This window comes from Acidimicrobiales bacterium, from assembly GCA_041394265.1.
Taxonomy (GTDB): Bacteria; Actinomycetota; Acidimicrobiia; order Acidimicrobiales; family SZUA-35; genus JBBQUN01.
In genome coordinates, this window is the sequence record JAWKIO010000005.1 from 3,335,570 (window position 1) to 3,353,399 (window position 17,830).

General features: G+C 67.1%; 14 protein-coding genes and 2 tRNA genes. 8 read left to right on the top strand and 8 right to left on the bottom strand.

Annotation, left to right across the window (positions count from 1 at the left end; all coding sequences use genetic code 11):
* Position 1 precedes the first annotated feature (1 nt).
* The gene (locus R2733_16320; protein ID MEZ5378075.1) at positions 2-931 is read right to left on the bottom strand and encodes a type IV toxin-antitoxin system AbiEi family antitoxin domain-containing protein; all 930 of its coding nucleotides are present in this window, start codon (positions 929-931) and stop codon (positions 2-4) included.
* A 278-nt stretch (positions 932-1,209) separates the two neighbouring features.
* Between R2733_16320 and R2733_16325 the strand changes: the two genes are divergently transcribed.
* The gene (locus R2733_16325) at positions 1,210-1,674 is read left to right on the top strand and encodes a MaoC family dehydratase (GenBank protein MEZ5378076.1); all 465 of its coding nucleotides are present in this window, start codon (positions 1,210-1,212) and stop codon (positions 1,672-1,674) included.
* Positions 1,675-1,800: 126 nt separating this feature from the next.
* Here R2733_16325 and R2733_16330 read toward each other — a convergent pair whose 3' ends face one another.
* Positions 1,801-2,763 carry a hypothetical protein gene (locus R2733_16330; GenBank protein MEZ5378077.1) on the bottom strand — a complete coding sequence of 321 codons (963 nt, stop codon included), beginning with the start codon at positions 2,761-2,763 and terminating at the stop codon, positions 1,801-1,803.
* A gap of 10 nt (positions 2,764-2,773) precedes the next feature.
* Positions 2,774-3,901 carry an MFS transporter gene (locus R2733_16335; GenBank protein MEZ5378078.1) on the bottom strand — a complete coding sequence of 376 codons (1,128 nt, stop codon included), beginning with the start codon at positions 3,899-3,901 and terminating at the stop codon, positions 2,774-2,776.
* Between the two features lie 176 nt (positions 3,902-4,077).
* Between R2733_16335 and R2733_16340 the strand changes: the two genes are divergently transcribed.
* From R2733_16340 to R2733_16360, 5 genes are all read left to right on the top strand, one after another.
* The gene (locus R2733_16340) at positions 4,078-6,126 is read left to right on the top strand and encodes an SdrD B-like domain-containing protein (protein MEZ5378079.1); all 2,049 of its coding nucleotides are present in this window, start codon (positions 4,078-4,080) and stop codon (positions 6,124-6,126) included.
* 11 nt (positions 6,127-6,137) lie between these two features.
* Complete coding sequence (locus R2733_16345; protein MEZ5378080.1) at positions 6,138-7,361, top strand: LLM class flavin-dependent oxidoreductase; 1,224 nt, start codon at positions 6,138-6,140, stop codon at positions 7,359-7,361.
* Between the two features lie 77 nt (positions 7,362-7,438).
* Positions 7,439-7,512 (top strand) — tRNA-Cys (locus tag R2733_16350).
* Between the two features lie 66 nt (positions 7,513-7,578).
* Positions 7,579-7,652, top strand: a tRNA-Val gene (locus R2733_16355).
* 200 nt (positions 7,653-7,852) lie between these two features.
* A complete protein-coding gene (locus tag R2733_16360) occupies positions 7,853-9,022 on the top strand; it encodes a tetrahydrodipicolinate N-succinyltransferase N-terminal domain-containing protein (GenBank protein ID MEZ5378081.1) in 1,170 nt (389 codons plus the stop codon).
* On the opposite strand, the gene R2733_16365 is transcribed toward R2733_16360, so the two are convergent.
* The gene (locus tag R2733_16365) at positions 8,997-9,398 is read right to left on the bottom strand and encodes a hypothetical protein (protein ID MEZ5378082.1); all 402 of its coding nucleotides are present in this window, start codon (positions 9,396-9,398) and stop codon (positions 8,997-8,999) included. The two genes, R2733_16360 and R2733_16365, sit on opposite strands and share 26 nt — an antisense overlap.
* A 68-nt stretch (positions 9,399-9,466) precedes the next feature.
* Positions 9,467-9,997, bottom strand: coding sequence for a DUF4395 domain-containing protein (locus tag R2733_16370; protein MEZ5378083.1), 531 nt, complete (start codon positions 9,995-9,997; stop codon positions 9,467-9,469).
* A gap of 117 nt (positions 9,998-10,114) precedes the next feature.
* Here R2733_16370 and R2733_16375 point away from each other — a divergent pair, with 117 nt between their 5' ends.
* Positions 10,115-12,718, top strand: a complete 2,604-nt coding sequence (locus tag R2733_16375; protein MEZ5378084.1) for a GNAT family N-acetyltransferase — start codon at positions 10,115-10,117, stop codon at positions 12,716-12,718.
* A 67-nt stretch (positions 12,719-12,785) separates the two neighbouring features.
* On the opposite strand, the gene R2733_16380 is transcribed toward R2733_16375, so the two are convergent.
* The 3 genes from R2733_16380 to R2733_16390 all read right to left on the bottom strand — a co-directional run bounded on the left by R2733_16380 (position 12,786) and on the right by R2733_16390 (position 16,524).
* A complete protein-coding gene (locus R2733_16380) occupies positions 12,786-14,054 on the bottom strand; it encodes a citrate synthase (GenBank protein ID MEZ5378085.1) in 1,269 nt (422 codons plus the stop codon).
* A gap of 191 nt (positions 14,055-14,245) precedes the next feature.
* A complete protein-coding gene (locus tag R2733_16385) occupies positions 14,246-15,592 on the bottom strand; it encodes a carboxyl transferase domain-containing protein (GenBank protein ID MEZ5378086.1) in 1,347 nt (448 codons plus the stop codon).
* A complete protein-coding gene (locus R2733_16390) occupies positions 15,589-16,524 on the bottom strand; it encodes a LysR family transcriptional regulator (protein MEZ5378087.1) in 936 nt (311 codons plus the stop codon). The genes R2733_16385 and R2733_16390 overlap by 4 nt, the downstream gene beginning before the upstream one ends.
* A gap of 369 nt (positions 16,525-16,893) precedes the next feature.
* On the opposite strand from R2733_16390, the gene R2733_16395 reads away from it, so the two are divergent.
* The gene (locus R2733_16395; protein MEZ5378088.1) at positions 16,894-17,775 is read left to right on the top strand and encodes a carbohydrate kinase; all 882 of its coding nucleotides are present in this window, start codon (positions 16,894-16,896) and stop codon (positions 17,773-17,775) included.
* The last annotated feature ends 55 nt before the right edge of the window (positions 17,776-17,830 follow it).

Sequence of the window (17,830 nt, forward strand, 5' to 3'; positions counted from 1 at the left end):
GTCAGGCGGCGGCTTGCATGCGGCGGGCGATGATGGTGCGCAGGCGCCGCATGAAGTCGGAGGGCCGGTTGGAGAGGGTGCGCCAGCCGACACGGATGACGATCCAACCATTCTCGATGGCGAGGAGGTCGCGACGTTCGTCGTCGTCGGCGGACTGCGAGGTGGCGTGGAAGCGGCGACCGTCGACCTCGAGGATCACCTTGGCTTCGGGCCAGGCGAAGTCGACCACGCCTCGCCATCCGTCGTACCAGGGTGGCCGGTACTGACGTCGGGCGCCGAGCACTCGATGCTCGATCAGGCGTTGCATCGCCAGCAGCTCGAGGGCGGACTCGGGGTAGGGCTCGTCGTCGATGACGGCGTCGAGCACGGTGCGCATGGCGACCGAGCCGGTGACACCACGCCCGGACCATGACTCGAAGCAGGTGACCAGCTCGTCGGCGGAGGGGACGGAGGCGACGAGCTGCGTCTCGACGAGGTGCAGCAGCCGCTGGTGGCTGAGCGTGCTTGCCAGGTCGCACAGCGTTCGGGACGCCGACGTGACGAGGAGCCCGTCGAGCTCGACCAGGTCGTGCTCGGAGAGGTGTCGGCTGCGGTGCACCGTGGCGAACGGGGAGTTGCCGGCGCCACCGAACGCGGTGACGACCTCGATCGAGCGGGGAACCGGGAGGGCGAAGCGGTGACGCTGGGCGGCGCTGCGATGGGAGAGCGCTGCCCCTCGCACGGACAACGTGGCCAGGGCGTGGTCGGTGAGTCCGTCGCGCAGCGCTGGTACCTCGAGGACGCCGCGGCGTCGCCGGACGACCCAGCCCGACTGGATCCGCCGGTCGAGCGCCGAGGACGACACGCCCCGGGCGAGGGCTTCGCGGCGCGTGAACGCACCGTGTCGTTGTGCTGCCAATTCGATGATGAGTGCTTCCGCCGTGATGTTCATGAGCGAAGTCTTGCTCACACACTGTGACACTCGATCGCCGACCGTCGTCCACTCCTCGGTTCTGTGCGTCAAACTCACCGCCAATCCCGAACTGTGCGTCACAGTTCCCGCTGCCGACGCGTTTGACGCACAGAACGGGGATCGCGAGGAGAATGGCGCACAGAACGGGTGGGGGTGGGGTGGGGTCGGGATGCACTCGGTGGGTGGTCGGTGCTACAACGGCCTGGCTCGTGGGCGACGTCCCGTCGACTCCACCTCATCTCGAAAGGGTCACCACCATGTCAACTCCTGTCGAAGCCGTCGGTGTCGAGGGCGTGAAGGCGCTCGTCGGTCAGCATCTTGGCTACAGCGACTGGCTCGAGATCACGCAGGACCGCGTGATGCAGTTCGCCGAGGCCACCGGCGACCACCAGTGGATCCACACCGATCCCGAGCGCGCCACGAAGGAGAGCCCCTTCGGTGGCCCCATCGCCCACGGCTATCTCACCGTGTCGCTCATCCCGATGCTCCTTCCCCAGGTCTTCATCCAGAAGGGCTTCTCGATGGGGGTCAACTACGGCCTCGACAAGCTCCGGTTCCCGTCGCCCGTGCTGGTCGGATCCAAGGTCCGCGCCGGGGTGCAGCTCGACGAGGTCGGTGAGATCGCCGGTGGTGTGCAGCTGCACATGACCGTCACCATCGAGTGCGAGGGTGCGTCGAAGCCGAGCTGCGTCGCCCAGGTGCTGTTCCGCAGTTACGAGTGAGCGCCTGCGGTCGTCGAGCGACAGCACACCAGCTCGCGGCCGCAAACCGAGGCGTCGACGAGAAGATGCGTGCGACGGCACGCAGGAGCGGCAGCCTCGATCGGTCGTCGGTCGAGGGGGTTCGCATCACTTGATGGTGATGCAGATCCCCTCGTCGTCAGAGCGATAGGCGATCACGTCGGTGCCGAACGCCGGCGGTTCGAGCTCGATCTGACGATCGCCCTCTTCGGTCGCCCGCACCTGGAGCACGATGTCGTCGGCCCCCGAAGCGATCAGTTCGAACGGCTGCGGTTCGCGTGCGGCAGCGGCGAGGAGTTCGTTGGCCACCCGGAGGATGAGCAACCGACGGATCGGATCGGCGACGGTCTCGGCGTCCCACTTCACGTGGATGAACGCCCCGACCTCCTCCCGCAGCGCTGATGCCTCGACCTCGACCGCCAGCTTGAGCGGGTCGGGTGCGTCGGGGAAGGGGCTGGGGCCGTTGGGATCAACCGCCACGCTGTGCCGCCACGTGCGCTCGCTCCGAGTCATCTCGAGCGCCCACAACAGCTCGGGGTCGATGCCAGCTGCCCGGGACGCTCCACCGGTGCCGCTCGACGTGACCGCAGCGGCCTGTGCTCGTAGGGTGTCGGCCTCGGCCCGAGCCACTTCGAGCTCGGCCGCCGCTTCGTCGGCCGCGGCCCGGGCTTCGGCGGCCGAAGCTTGCGCCGACTCGGCTTGCTCGTTCGCTGCAGCGATCTCGCTCTTCAACTCGACGCCGTAGCGTTCGAGGGAGTCGAGCTTCTCGGTCTGCTCGGCTTGGGCGACTTCGGCGGCGACGGCACGATCAACGGCTGCTGCTTGGCCCGCCAACGCAGCGGAGAGTTCGTTGGCGGCCTTCTCGGTGTCGGCAGCGGCGGCCGCTCGCGCCGACTCGAGGTCGTCGGCTGCTCGGGCGGCCTCACGTTGAGCGGCATGCAATTCGTCGGTCAAGGCGGACCGTGACGAGGCGGCAGCGGTGGCGGCGGCCGCGGCATTGCGGCGAGTCGTGACCAGCAAGAAGAGCAGGATCAGAGCGACGAGACCCAGGATGGCAGCGACGACTTCCATGGCCTGGACCCTAGTCCATCAGCCGTACTTGGCGTGCAGCGAGAACGGCCGCAACGACCGAGAGCGAGCCCATCGCGGCGAACATGGGTCGTGCCCCGATCGAGGCGTAGACACTCGGTGCCAGGAGCGCCGTGGTTCCTGCCGCAGTGAGACCCGTCATGCCGAGCACCGCCTGACCGGCGGCCGCCTGTTGGGGGCCGGTCTCGTCGAGGGCCAGGAGTTGGGTGGTGGGGAAGACGAAGGACTCGATCGAGCCCTGAACCAGACCGGCGACGGCAATCGTGGCCAGCACCGGGAACATGCCGAACCCGGCAATGGCGGGGCCCGCGGCGCACAGCAAGGGCACGAGCACTCGTCGGGGGCCGATGTGTTCGACCCAGTTACCGGCCATCGTCGGGAGCACCAACAGCGGAGCCCCGACCAGGAGCAAGACGATGCCGATGGTGGTATTCCCGGCGCCGAGATCCTCGAGGTAGAGGTCGATGACGGCGTCGAAGATGCCGATGTTGGCGAAGATGACCGACTGGCCCAGCATGGCGGCGCGGATCCCTGGGCGTCGGGCAAGCTGCAGCATCGACGCCGGCTGGTCGGTGCTCACGGTCGCAATTGGTGCTCCGTGCAGCCAGAGCAGTGCAGGGCCGGCGGCCACGATGGTGAGGACGAGCACGGCGACGAACGGTGCGTGGAACCCGAACTGCTGCAGCGCAGCGCCCAGTAGCGGGCCGAGGAGGAAGCCGCCGACGCTGGCCGACAGGTAGGTGCCGAGTCGAGCACCACTGCCCTCGGTGGTCAGACCGACCAACGCCTTGCGGGCCACGACGTCGAAGAGACCGAGCCCGCATCCGAGCAGGACTCGGGCAGCGACGAGCGGTGCGAGGCTCGCAGCGAAGATGAACCACAGGGTGCCGACGACACCGGCGCCCAGCGCAAGCGCACCGAGGAGCACTGCACCACCTCGGTCGGCGAGGGGCGCGATGAGGAGTTGGACGGCGAGGCCAGACACGAAGCCGGCCGATGCGATGACGCCGATGCCCCAGTCGGGAAGCCCGTAGCGGGCCTTGAGGTCGGCGAGCAGGACGAAGACCACACCGGCCGAACTCGTGAGGGCGAACCCGGCCAGATAGGCGAAGCGGTGCACCGCAGGAGTCTGCCCTCGTCAACGCTCGCTACCACCGGCTGAGCGGGTCGGTCGCCAATCAGCGACGAGTGCCGCGCCACCGCGCTCGCCGTGTGCGATGATCGTCCAGATCTTGTTCCCGCTGGACCTCGATGTGTGCCCGCAGAAGTCACATCGCCGGTCGAGGAGTTTCTCACATGTCTCGTTCCCTCCGTTCGCGCGTCTCGCGCTCGGCTGTCGCCGTCACCCTGGCCGGCACGGGCCTTGCCCTCGGCGCTGTCACCACCCCTGTCGCTGCGGCCCCCGGCGATGTCGTCGGTTGTGTCGACTGGAGCGGCTATGCCGCGGGTTCCGCCCCCGCAGGCTCCGATGATCTCGGCACCCCCGGTGGCACCAAGAATCAGGCGACCGGGTCGAGCCTCACCCTGACCGGCGTGCTCGGCAGCGACGTCGACATGCGTATCACCTTCGGCGAAGCCCATGCGCTCGCCCTGCTGGATCCGGGTGCCACGGCCGACTTCGACGAGATTCCCGCCTACCGGCAGGCGCTCGGCGACGCCGCATTGCGGGAAGTCTTCCGCTACTGGCCGCAGTCGGCGCAGCGGGGCAACGTGACCTTCGAGTTCTTCGAGACCGGCACCACCAACCGTGCCACCGTCGAGATCGACAAGCTCCTCACCGGCGGCGTGCGCAAGTTCGCCTCGAGCACGTGGGGTGTGTCGGAGTTCGCCCTCCGCAGCGGTGGACCCTCGGGCACGCTCGCCCAGCCGACGGCCGCCGACCCTGACGCCCAGGTGATCGACAGCGACGGTGCCGGCAACGGCATCAACGGTCTCGACTCGGCCGCCATCATCCAACTCGACCGGCCCACGCATGGGCTGGCGGTCGATTCGGCCTTCAACGAGGCCCGGTCCAGCTTCGTCAACGTCGGCTCGGTCACCGATCGGGACTGGACCATCCTCGACTGGGGCTCACCCTCGGTCGACACGATTCAGTGGAACATCTACGGCCAGGGCGCCGTCTCCGATGTCACCGGTCCGGATCCCGAATCGACCGATCCGAGCGCCTTCACCCAGCCGCACACCGGCCTGTCGTCCTACATCGCTGCGATGTGCCTGACCATCCCCGGCGATGTCGTGCCCGACTACGACCTCGCACTGGCCAAGGTCCTCACGGGCTACGCCGCCGACACGAGCCGGGCGACCTACCAGGTCGACGTTCGCAACCAGGGCAACGTCTCCTCGGGCGCGTTCACGGTGACCGACTCGCTGCCGGCCGGCACCTCGTTCGTGAGCGCCAGCGACGGTGGTACTGCCGCTGGAAGTACCGTCACCTGGACCATTCCTGCGGGGAGTGCGATCGAGCCGGGCGAGACGCTGAGCCTCACGCTCACCCTCGAAGTGGCCGATCCGAGCCAGGCGCCGTTCGTCAACACCGCCGAGATCAGCGCCGACAGTGGCGACGATGATGACTCCACGCCCGACGGCGACCCTGCAAACGATCCCGTGATCGACATCACCTCGCTCGCCGATCTCGCCACCGACGCCAACAATGCCGGTGATTCCGACGACCATGACATTGCCGTTCTCCGGCTCGACCACTCGATCGGGAACCAGGTGTGGCTCGACACCAACAACAACGGCCGGGTCGACTCGACCGAGGCCGGGATCTGTGATGTGTGGGTCGACGTCTTCACCGATACCGATGCCGATGGCGCACCCGATGACCGAAACAACAACGGCAGTCTCGATGCCGCCGATGCGATCCGTACGGCAACGACCGACTGCGACGGCCTCTGGCTGGTCGACGCCCTTGCCCCCGGCCGCTACGTCGTCGGCATCCCCGCCTCGGAGTTCACCGGCGACGGGCCCTTGGTCGGACTGGTGTCGTCCGATCCCACCACGGCGAACGCCGATGGTGACGTCGACAACGACGACAACTGTGCGCCAGGAGCCAACGGCTTCCAGCTCACCGGTGCGGTCACCATCGGGACCGACGAGCCGACCGCCGAGTCGCCCAACAACGCCACGGCGTCGCTCGACGCCTCGTCCAACCTGACCATCGACTGCGGGTTCTACGCTGCGGCCAATCCGGCCAGCCCGTCCGGAGGCTCGGGCGGGGCCGCCGCACAGCCGACGATCCCCCGCACCGGGTCCGAGACCACCGGCCTGGCCGGCCTCGGTCTCCTGCTCATCGCCATGGGCGGCGGGCTGGTCATTTGGAGTCGTCGCCCCGACCTGACCTAGGTTCGGGCGCCATGAACCTTCGTTTCGGCGCCTTCCTCGCACCCCATCATCTCCCCGGCGAGAGCCTCACGATGCAGCTGCAGCGTGACCTCGACCTCGCCGAGCAACTCGACCGTCTCGGCTATGACGAGTTCTGGTGCGGCGAGCACCACTCGACCGGCTGGGAGACCATCGCCTCACCGGAGATGTTCCTCGCCGGGGCCGCCATGCGCACGCACCGCATCAAGCTCGGAACCGGCGTGGTCTCGCTGCCCTATCACCACCCCTTCAACGTCGCTCAGCGCATCGTGCAGCTCGACCACATGAGCAACGGTCGCGCCATCTTCGGTACCGGGCCCGGAGCCCTCCCGTCTGACGCCTACACCCTCGGCATCGACCCGATGGTGCAGCGCGATCGGCAAGACGAGGCGATCGGCGTCATCAAGCGTCTGCTCGACGGTGAGCCCCGCTTCAGCTACGAGTGCGAATGGTTCGAGCTGCACGACGCCGCGCTCCAGGTACTCCCGGTCCAGCGGCCGCTGCCGATGACGACCGCCTCGAGCGTGTCGCCCTCGGGCATGACCCTGGCCGGGAAGCACGGCATCGGTGTGCTGTCGATCGGATCGATGTCGACCGAGGGCATCCAGTCGCTCCCGCTGCAGTGGAGCTTCGCCGAGGAGTCGGCGGCCAAGCACGGGCAAACCGTCGACCGGGCCAACTGGCGCATCCTGTTCAACTGGCACCTCGCCGAAACCCGAGAGCAGGCCGAGCGTGACGTCGAGTGGGGCCTACTGCGCTGGCACAACGAGTACAACGTCGACACCCTCCAGCGCCCGGGCGCTCGCCACTACGCCGACACTGCCGAGGCGATCCAGGAGCTCGCTCGGGTCGAAGGGTCGGCGGCGATCATCGGTACACCCGACGACCTGATCGCCCGGATACGGGAGATGTACGAGGTGTCGGGTGGGTTCGGGGTCGCCATCGGCTTCATCAACGACTGGGCCAACCCCGAAGCGACCAAGAAGAGCTGGGACCTCGTCGCCCGCTATGTCATGCCCGAAGTCAACGGGATGCTCGACTCGATGCGCGAGTCCAACCAGCACGTCATCGACAACCGTGACTCGTTCGCTCAGGCGGGCAAGGCGATCATGGCGAAGATCGCCGAGAACGAGCGGGCGATGGAAGCACTCAAGCAGACCCCCAAGCCCAAGGCCCAAGCACCGATCGCTGCGCATCATTCGCCGCTCGAAGGCTGATCGACGCCGCTCCCGCCCGGTCGTTCTCCCGACGATTCGTGGCACGGCCGGTGGGAGCGGCTACGATCTGCAGCCCTGCGCAGATGCCCGAGTGGCCTAAGGGAGCGGCCTGCAAAGCCGTGATTCGCGGGTTCAAATCCCGCTCTGCGCTCGCATCAGAAATGCTCGGATTCCTGGGTGAGATCTCGCAGCAGCGCTGCTAGTCTTGCCCGCTCCGGGGCCATTAGCTCAGTTGGCTAGAGCGCCTGCATGACGCGCAGGAGGTCGGGGGTTCAATTCCCTCATGGCCCACGTGTGCCCTTCGGGCACCCCGAGTTGTTCGCTGGCGCTCACAACATCGCCGTCGTTCCTTGGCCCGGGGGGCCTCGGCACTTACCGCCTTCCGGCGCAGGGCGCCGAAACGCTTCCGCAGTAAGAGCGCACGCCGAGTTGTTCGAGACTCGGTGCTGGTGCAGTGCCAGCGGGGTGGGTGGGGTCGGTAGGGTGTCCGGATGACTGCTTCGCGTGTGATTGGGTCCGTCGACGACTTCAAGGCGATGGTGGCCGAGGTCGAAGGGCGGAGCGGCTATCGCACGCCGGCGGCCTATGGGTTCGGCATCGCCACGGTCAGTGACTCGGCCGATGGCCCCAAGACCCTCGACACCGACTTCCTGGTCACGAATCTCGGCGAGAACGCCGGCACGGCAGCCGCGGTCGCCGACGCCCTCGGCGGATTCGCCACCGGCACCATCGAGCTCGATGCCGCTGCGCTCACCGCGATCGTCGAGCGTTTCGCCCCCTTCGTCGATGACGGCCGTGATCACCCCAACCTGACAGCACTTCAAGCTCTGCTGGCCTGGGCCCAGGTCGATCAGCCGGCACCCGTGCCCGGACACCGACGGATCGCCGTGGCGGTCGCGGTCACCGAGTTGACCGACGCTCCGATGTCGGCCTCCGATGTCTATCTCCGGCTCACCCTGCTCTCGCAGTGCAAGGTGCGGCCCCACGGCATCAGCCTCGACGGTGCCTTCGGCAAGCTCAACAATGCGGTCTGGAGCAACCACGGCCCGATCGATCCCGACCAGTTCGACGCCGTGAAGACTCATCTCCGCCTCGCCGGCCAGCACCTTCACGTCTACAACGTCGACAAGTTCCCCCGGATGCTCGACTACGTCGTGCCCCAGGGCGTTCGCATCGGTGACGGATCCCGAGTCCGCCTCGGCGCCCACCTCGGCGCCGGCACCACCGTGATGCATGAAGGCTTCGTCAACTTCAACGCCGGCACCGTCGGCCCGAACATGGTCGAGGGCCGCATCTCCGCCGGCGTCATGGTGGCCGCCGATTCCGATCTCGGCGGTGGCTGCTCCACCATGGGTACCCTGTCGGGCGGTGGCACGACGATCATTTCGGTGGGGGAGCGCTGCCTCATCGGTGCCAACGCCGGCATCGGGATCTCACTCGGCGATGACTGCACCGTCGAGGCCGGACTCTACGTCACCGGTGGCACGCCGGTCCTCGTCTGCGGTCTGAAGGGCTACGACGACGGCGCCACCATCAAGGCCCGTGAACTGAGTGGGGCCGACGGCCTCTTGCTGCGCCGCAACGGCCGAACGGGCACCGTCGAGGTGCATCCGAACGGCGCCAAGTGGAGTGGACTCAACGAGGCCCTGCACCAAAACTGAGCCCGGTGTGGTCGTCGACGTGGGCGATCAGCACCCCGTCATGCCGTTCGGTCCAGTGGCAGTGGAGCGGATGTACGAGCAGGAAGTCGCCGGGCCAGACCGGCAGGATCGCCGCCAGCGCGGTGGCCGGAATCGTCATCTGCGGCACCACGTCGGGGGCGACCGCGTCGATGTCCTGGAGAAGGCGGACCCAACCGGCGTCGAGTACCAGTGTCAGACGCTCATCGCCTCGGGTGATCACCACGAAGAACAAGCGACGAACGTCGAAACCCTCTCGTCGCGTATCGATCTGTTCGGCCAACTCCGCGTACGACGGCGCCACGAACTCGGTCAGATCGACCGGAATTGCCGCGTTGACGGTGGTGGAGGGGGGCAAGGAACGAGGCTCAGCGAACGGGATGACAGGGACAGTCAGGTAGTCCGCCCCACCCTAGGGCTGTTCCCTCAGTCGACGAAAGCCGGATGCTTCGACAAGTCGTTGCAGGCTTCACAGGTGTCCTGCGGAATCACCCCGGCTCGCATCAGCCAGCCGAAGATCGTGCATCCAAGGCAAAAGCCTGCCGCCGCCTCGAGCAACGCAGCGCCAGTAATCATGGCGATCAGCGCGAACGCGGCGTCGGTGTGTCCGGTGAGCTGTGCGATCAATGCGCCGCTCGAGAGGGTGGCGCCAATGCTCTGGGCGAAACGCTTGGGTGGTCCCGGAACCAGGCGTCCCCGAACCGGCAAGCGAGGAACGATCACCTCGACCGCGAGCCGTCCCAGAGGCGACAGCTTCGGGCCGGCAGCAACTCGGGCGAGGAACCCGTACACCAGCGGGACCAGGACCAGCGGCGATCCGGTGGCGAGATAGAGCGCCGTCATCAGGACCACGCCCGAGGCAACGACCCGGGCCGCCACCTCGTTGACCAGCGCGGGGAAACCGAAGAGCGACCTCGGGCTGGCCGCCGTCGGGAGGGAGGGGGTGGTCGTCGTCATCATGCCACTCTATAACCGACCTATCTGATCAACTATTCCGAGTTTGAGATTTCTCGCCGGAGGGTCATCGGTCATTGCGTCCGTCGTGGCTTTCGGCGGCTGCCTAGGATGCCTGTTGTGGGAAACGCGCCCGAAGCTCCCGAAGACCTCGAAGCCGCCCTTGCCGCCTGGGAAACCGACGTGCTGCTTGCCGATGGGTCGACTGCACATCTCCGCCCGATTCGACCGAGCGATCGTGATCGACTCGAAGCCTTTCACGGTCGGCAGTCGCCCGAGTCCATCTACTTCCGTTACTTCCGTTTCCGGCCCGAGCTGAGCGATGCCGAGCTCGAACACTTCACGAATGTCGATTACTTCGACCGCATGGCCTTCGTGGTGGTCCGGGGCGACGACCTGATCGCGGTCGCACGCTACGAACCGTGGACCGATCGCAACGAGGCCGAGGTGGCCTTCTTCGTCGACGATGCCTACCGGGGTCGCGGGCTGGCGACGATCCTGTTGGAGTTCCTGGCCGCCGCAGGCCGGCGTCGGCAGCTCGACGGCTTCACCGCCACTGTCCTGCCGGAGAACTACGGCATGCTGCGCGTGTTCCGCAAAGCCGGCTTCGATGTCACGACCAAGTTCGCCGACGGAGTGATCGAGGTGACCCTCGGGATCGACGTCACCGACGACGCCCAGGCCGCCATCGGCGCTCGGTTCCGGCGCTCGACGGTTCGATCGGTCGCCCGGATGCTCGAGCCGACCTCGATCGTGATGGTCGGAGCGTCCCGGCGTCCGGGCTCGGTCGGGCACGAAGTCCTCCGGCACCTGGCCGAAGCCCCGTTTGCCGGAAGTCTCTCACTCGTGCACCCCGAGGCCGACGCCATCCTCGGGATCGACGCCCACCGACGGATTGGAGACATCGAGCCGGCACCTGATCTTGCGATCATCGCCGTGCCGGCGGCGTCGGTGGCGTCGGTCATCGAAGACTGCGTCGACGCCGGTGTCGGTTCGGCCCTGGTCTTCACCGCCGGATTCTCCGACGCCGGCCCCGAGGGCGCCGAGCTCGAACGACGCTTGTTGGCGACGGTGCGCGATGCGGGGGTCAGAATGGTCGGGCCCAACGCCTTCGGTCTCGCCAACACCGATCCCGAGGTCAACCTCCAGGCGCTCTTCCTCCCGGTCAAGGTCGTGGCCGGGCACGTGGGGCTGCTGTCGCAGTCGGGCCCGCTCGGTGCCGCCGTGCTCGACGATCTGGCCCGTGCCGGTGTCGGCATCTCGAGTTTTGCCGCCCTGGGCAACCGGGCCGACGTCTCGGTGAACGACCTGCTCCACTACTGGGCGGTCGACGAGCGGACCAAGGCCATCGCCCTGTACATCGAGAACTTCGGCAACCTCCGAACGTTCACGGCGCTCGCCCGCGAAATCTCACCGACGAAGCCGATCCTCGCCGTCGCGTCCCCCGACGACGATCTCAACGAGCTCCTCCGTCAGTCGGGTGTCATCCTCGTCGACCAGATCTCCGACCTCGCCGACCACGCCCGCTTCGTCGTCGACCAGCCGCTGCCTGCAGGGCGCCGTGCCGCCGTCGTGTCCAACACCTCGTCGGTGGCTCGCCTCGCCGTCGCGGCCTGTCGCCGCTCCGGCCTCGAGATCGCCGGCCCCGACGGCGAGGCCCTTCTGATCGAGGACGTGGAGCAGCCGACGAGCGGGTCGGAACACCTGTCGGTCTACGAGCGAGCCGTGGTTCGCGCTGCGTTGTCCGCCGATGTCGATGCCGTACTCGTTGCGTTGGTGCCGTCGCTGCACCTACCGGCGAACGAACTCGTCGAACTGCTCCAGCGGGTCGATCGTGCCGTGACCAAGCCGATCGTCGCCGCCGGCCTCGTCACGAACGAGGCGTTCTCGATCGAAGGCATCCCCACCTTCCGATTCCCCGAGGGTGCTGCCGGCGTTCTCGGACGATTTGCACGTCATGCCGAATGGCGCCAGTCCGCCGAGGCACCCCTGGTCGAGGCAACCGAAGAGCGGGCAGCAACGATCGTTGCGACGGTTTCGGAATTGCTCGGCGAGCGGCCGGCCGCCGAGGGCCGGGATCTCACCGACGCCGAATCGCAGCGACTGCTCGACGTCATCGGCGTCCCGTACGCCGCAGCGATCGACGTTGCCGATGCCGACGAGGCCATCGCTGCTGCCGAGTCGCTCGGCTTCCCCGTTGCGCTCAAAGGGCGCGGGCTCGCCCATCGCACGGCCGGTGAGAGCGGCGGGACGGCGCTCGACATCCAACAGCCCGAGCAACTCGTCGACACCCTACATCGGATGCGTGAGCAGTTCGGCGACGATCTCGATCCGGTCACGGTGCAGGTCATGGTGCCGAGCGGGCTCCATCTCCAGATCGATCTCGTGCAGGACTTCGAGCGTGGCGCCAGTCTCGCCATCAGCCCGGGCGGTGCGATCGGAGGGTTGGTGGGCCGTCAGGTGCGGGCGTTGCCCGCGAGCCGTGCCGACCTCCGTGCGCTGTGTTCGGCTCCGTGGCTCGTCGACAGTGCAGGACCAGACACCCGCGCCGCTGTCGAAGACATGTTGGTCGCGCTCGCCGAAGCCGCCGCCGCTGCGCCCGAGCTGGCCGAGCTCGAACTCAATCCGGTGCTGGCCGGTCCCGATGGCGCGGTCGCCGTGGACGGTCGTCTGCGATTGCGGCCGTGGCCGACCTCGATCCTCGACGGACTGCGCCACGTCTGAGCCGAAACGCGCAACCGCCGGCTGGTGGTCCAGCCGGCGGTCGTGTCGAGTGGGGTGGCCGGTCGGCTCAGCGAGCGTCGAGCGGTACGTAGTCGCGAACGCCGACGCCGGTGTAGAGCTGGCGGGGACGAGAGATGCGCTGGCCCTGCTCGAGGAGCTCCTGCCAGTGGGCCAGCCATCCGGGCATCCGGCCGATCGTGAACATGACGGTGAACATGTCCATCGGGATGTTCATGGCCTGGTAGATGAGGCCGGTATAGAAGTCGACGTTCGGGTACAGGTTGCGGCTCTTGAAGTAGTCGTCGGTGAGGGCGACCTCTTCGAGCTTGAGTGCGATGTCGAGCAGCGGGTTGCGACCCGTGACCTCGAAGACGTTGTCGGCCTGCTCCTTCACGATCTTGGCCCGCGGGTCGTAGGACTTGTAGACCCGGTGACCGAAGCCCATGAGACGACCTTCACCCTTCTTCACGCTCTCGATGAAAGGCTCGATGTTGTCGTAGGTGCCGATGTCGTGGAGCATGTGGATGACCTGCTCGTTGGCACCGCCGTGGCGAGGACCGTAGAGCGCAGCGGTGGCAGCGGCGGCCGCCGAGTACGGGTCGGCATGGCTGGAACCGACGACCCGCATCGTGGTGGTGGAGCAGTTCTGCTCGTGGTCGGCGTGGAGGATGAGCAGGACATCGAGCGCCCGGGCCAACACCGGATCGGCGGTGTAGTTCGGCTCGGCGACACGCCACATCATCGAGAGGAAGTTCTCGGCGTAGCTCAGGTTGTTGTCGGGGTAGACGAACGGCATGCCGATGCTGGCCCGGTAGGCCATGGCCGCCAGGGTGGGGACCTTCGAGATCAATCGGTTGATCTGCCGGTAGCGGTTGGCAGGATCGTCGATGTCCTTCGCTTCGGGGTAGAAGGTGGACAGCGCTGCGATGGCCGACACCAACATGCCCATCGGGTGGGCATCGTGGTGGAAGCCCTCCATGAACCGCTTGCGCATGTTCTCGTGGATGAAGGTGTGGTACGTGACGTCGTGGACCCAAGTGTCCATCTGCTCGGCGTTCGGCAGTTCGCCGTTGAGCAGCAGGTAGCAGACCTCGAGAAACGTCGACTGCTCGGCGAGCTGTTCGATGGGGTAGCCGCGGTAGCGCAGGATGCCGTTGACGCCGTCGAGGTCGGTGATGGCACTCGAGGTCGAGGCGGTGGCGCTGAAGCTCGGGTCGTAGAACCAGGTGCCGGGCATGAGCTTGGCGAACTCTTTGGCGTCGATTCCGCCGTCGACAATCGGGATCTCGACGCTCTGTCCCGTGCGGTTGTCGGTGATCGTGACGGTTTCAGGCACGGTCAATCACTCTCCTGTGTCGGTAGGTCGTGTGTGTGATGGATGTCGTCGTCGCTCCAGCACGCCGTTGTGCCCGGGTTCAGAGTTATCGGTCCGAATGTACCCTCCGATGAGGGTTCGTGGGTAGCTCCGGGCGGCCAAGGTTGCCGAAGTCAACCTGGTCAGCCCGGCGACGCTCGACCGCTGGCGGATCACAGCGGCATGTTGTCGTGGCGACGGGCTCGCAACGGCTCCCGTTTCGTGATCAGCATCGCCAACGCCGCACCGATTTCGCGTCGAGTGTCGATCGGGTCGATCACCCCGCTGATCGAGCCCCGTTCCGCCGTGGGATACGGCGTGAGGTAGCGAGCCTCGTAGTCGAGTTCGAGCTGGACCCGCTCGTCGGGCGATGCCTTGCGATGGAGGATCTCGACCGCTCCCTTGGCCCCCATCACCGCGACCTCGGCGTTGGGCCACGCGAGCATGAGATCGTTCCCCATGTAGCGAGAGTCCATGACGATGTAGGCCCCGCCATAGGACTTCCGGATGATCAGTGCGATACGGGGCACCGTGGCTCGGGCATAGGCAAAGGCGAGTTGGGCACCGTGGCGGATCATGCCGCGCCATTCGAGGTCTTTGCCGGGGAGGAAGCCCGAGGTGTCGACCAGCGTGATGAGCGGAATGCCGAAGGAGTCACAGGCCTGGACGAATCGGGCACCCTTGTGGCTGGCCGGGATGTCGATGCTCCCGGCGAGGGCCTGGCTTTGATTGGCGACGATGCCGACCGTGAAGCCGTCGATCGTGGCGAAGCCGGTGACGAGATTGGGAGCGAAGGCCGCCCGAATCTCGAGGAACTCGTCGTCGTCGGCCAGGTCGCGGATGATGTCTCGCACATCGTAGGAACCGGTCGGATGTGACGGCACGGTCGTGGCAGCGATGGCGGTGTCGCGGTCGATCGGATCGCTGGTCTCGGCCCGCTCGGGAAGCACGTCGACATGATCGGGCAGGTACGACAGCACCGCGGACATCGCCTCGATGACCTCGTCGCCATCGGCGACGATCATCGTGGCCACGCCGCTGGAGCGGGCATGTGAGCCGGCGCCGCCGAGCTCTTCGGCCGTGATCGGCACCCCCGTGAACGACGCCACCATGTGTGGGCCTGAGACGAAGGCGTAGGCGTCGGCGGTGAAGAACGTGAAGTCGGCGAGTCCGAGCATCAGCGCCGGACCCGACACGACCGGTCCGGTGGCCGCGAGCAGGATGGGAACCACGCCCGACGACTTGACGAGTTCGCTGGCGGCGCGGCCCCAGCCGACGACGGCTTCGACACCTTCGGCGACATCGACACCCGACGTGGAGAGCAGTCCGACAATGGGTACCCGTTCCTCTCGGGCGGAACGGAAGGCACGCTCGAGTACCGCAGCGTCGTGGACCGTGAGTGCTCCTCGGTTGTCGCCGTCGCTGATCGACACCAGCATCACTCGCCGACCGTCGAGGTTGGTGAACGCCGCTCGGGTCTGTGAGGAGGACGACGCCCAGATCGGTACCGAAGAACTCATGCGTCGGTTCTACCGGAATTTGCCGCAGCGAAGACGCCGTCGACGTGTTCGGCCTCGGCCGCCACGATCGAGTGGAGCGCGTCCTCGGTGACCTGGGCGGCGACCGAGGGCATGCCGCGTCGGCGGACTGCCACACCCACGCTGCGCTGACCCAAACCCGGCACGCTGATGCTGACCCAGCTCCCGCCGAGCCAGCCGGGGATGGCAGTCGCCGGGACGATGGCGACGCCGTAGCCCTGGAACGCAAGGCTCGCCATGAGACGAAGGCCGTCGACCTCGAGTTGCGGCGTGGCGCGGAGTCCGTGGTCGGCGAAGGCGTGATCGACTTCTTGCCGGAACGGGGTGCCTTCCGCTGCGAGGAGGAGACGGTGCTTTGCCAGGTCGGCCATCGACACCGGACCGTCGGCGGACGCCAGTTCGTGATCGGAAGGCGCAATGACGATCCGGTCCTCGGTGAAGAGCGGCTCGCACCGGACCTCGGGTTCGTCGACAGGCAGGCCGACGACACAGAGATCGAGGCCGCCGTCGAGGAGACGCAGGATGAGCGAGGTGGTGGTGCCCTCGGCGATGACCAGGTGGACCTCAGGGGCCTTGCGGGCCAGCGCGTCGACCAATAGCGGCGTGACCCAGCGGGCCGTCGTGCCGATGATGCCGATGCGCACGGTGCCCCGTGGTGAACCACGCAGCGAGGAGACGTCGGCTTGCAGCGAGTCGAGTTCGCTCTGGATGCGCCGGACCCGGCTGACGACGGCGTCGCCCTCTTGTGTGGTCAGGCCCGTTGCTCGATCGATGAGGGTGGCGTCGAGTTCGCGTTCGAGCCGTGCGACGTGGGTGCTGATGTTGGATTGGACCGTGTGCGTGGCCCGGGCGGCGGCGGTGAACCCGCCATGCTCCACCACGGCCAGGAATGCTTGGAGTTGCCGCAGGTCCATCACGTGATCCTTCCACACCCGTCTGCGGCTCACACGCGGTCGAGTCCGACCACCGACCGCAATCTTGATTCGTGATGGATGATATCGGTCTCAACTACTGGACAGATGACTTCTCGGTCTCGTAGGGTGAACCCCAGATCGAGCGGCCTTCGGTCCCCCTTTTGAAAGCCGCTCGAGGCGATTAGGTCGGTCCCCCTCGTACCTGACGCCCCCGAAACCGGCCCTCGAGGCCGGTTTCGTTCTTTTTGCCAAGGCCCAGCGGCGCGATGTTGTGAGCGCAGCGAACAACTCGGTAAGTGCCGAGGCCCCCAGGGCCGAGAAACGACGGTTTCGTTCTTTTTGCCACCAACCTCATATACCTTCGCCTTCATGATTCTTTCTGCTGGCGAAGCGCTCGTCGACGTGCTGCCCGACGGGCGAGCCGTACCCGGCGGTGGGCCCATGAACGCGGCGATCGCCGTCGCTCGCCTCGGCGCTCCCGGCGGGTTCCTCGGTCGGGTGTCGACCGACGCACACGGCGACGCGATCTGGGCGCACCTCGAAGCATCGGGGGTTGACCTCCGCTTCGCCCAGCGGGGGCCGGAGCCGACGGCGCAGGCCATCGTCACGACCGTTCCCGTGCAGTCGTTCGAGTTCGTGGGCGAGGGGACCGCTGATGCTTGCCTCGAGCCACTCGACGTCGAGGCGATCAACTCGACCGCCACCATCCTGCACGGTGGAACCCTCGGCATCTTCCGAGGCACGACGGCGCACGAGTACCAGCGAGTGCTGGCGTCCTTCGACGGCATCGTCTCGTTCGATCCGAACGTCCGCCCCCAGATCATGGGCGACGACGCCGATGCCTGGTGGCGCTTCGCCAATGCCTGGCTCGACCGGGCGGATCTGGTCCGCGGGTCAGACGAGGACTTCGACTGGATGGCGACGACACCCACCGAGGTGCTCGAGCGGGGTGCGTCGGTCGTGATCCGCACGGTTGGACCCGAGGGAGTGGCCGTCCACTTGGCCTCGGGCGAGATCGTCGACGTGCCGGCCAAGCGAGTCGATGTCGTCGACACGGTGGGTGCCGGCGATTCGTTCTGTGGCGCCGTGTTGACGCAGCTGTACGAGCGCAACGCACCGGAGCGTGGCCTCGATGCCGTCACCGTCGACGAGTGGCGAGAGATCGCCGCCTTCGGGGTGGCCGTTGCTGCGATCACGGTGTCACGAGCCGGTGCCAATCCGCCTTGGCGCCGCGAACTCGCGCTGTCGTAACTCGGGCGAGCGACGCGCCACGCCGTTCTGCTCTGCTGCGGCCGCTTCGCGCCAC

Excerpts from the sequence above, each read along its gene's own strand:
- R2733_16320 (MEZ5378075.1), bottom strand. The coding sequence starts at position 931 with ATGAACATCACGGCGGAAGCACTCATCATCGAATTGGCAGCACAACGA.
- R2733_16325 (MEZ5378076.1), top strand. The coding sequence starts at position 1,210 with ATGTCAACTCCTGTCGAAGCCGTCGGTGTCGAGGGCGTGAAGGCGCTC.
- R2733_16330 (MEZ5378077.1), bottom strand. The coding sequence starts at position 2,763 with ATGGAAGTCGTCGCTGCCATCCTGGGTCTCGTCGCTCTGATCCTGCTC.
- R2733_16340 (MEZ5378079.1), top strand. The coding sequence starts at position 4,078 with ATGTCTCGTTCCCTCCGTTCGCGCGTCTCGCGCTCGGCTGTCGCCGTC.
- R2733_16345 (MEZ5378080.1), top strand. The coding sequence starts at position 6,138 with ATGAACCTTCGTTTCGGCGCCTTCCTCGCACCCCATCATCTCCCCGGC.
- R2733_16360 (MEZ5378081.1), top strand. The coding sequence starts at position 7,853 with ATGACTGCTTCGCGTGTGATTGGGTCCGTCGACGACTTCAAGGCGATG.
- R2733_16370 (MEZ5378083.1), bottom strand. The coding sequence starts at position 9,997 with ATGACGACGACCACCCCCTCCCTCCCGACGGCGGCCAGCCCGAGGTCG.
- R2733_16385 (MEZ5378086.1), bottom strand. The coding sequence starts at position 15,592 with ATGAGTTCTTCGGTACCGATCTGGGCGTCGTCCTCCTCACAGACCCGA.
- R2733_16390 (MEZ5378087.1), bottom strand. The coding sequence starts at position 16,524 with ATGGACCTGCGGCAACTCCAAGCATTCCTGGCCGTGGTGGAGCATGGC.
- R2733_16395 (MEZ5378088.1), top strand. The coding sequence starts at position 16,894 with ATGATTCTTTCTGCTGGCGAAGCGCTCGTCGACGTGCTGCCCGACGGG.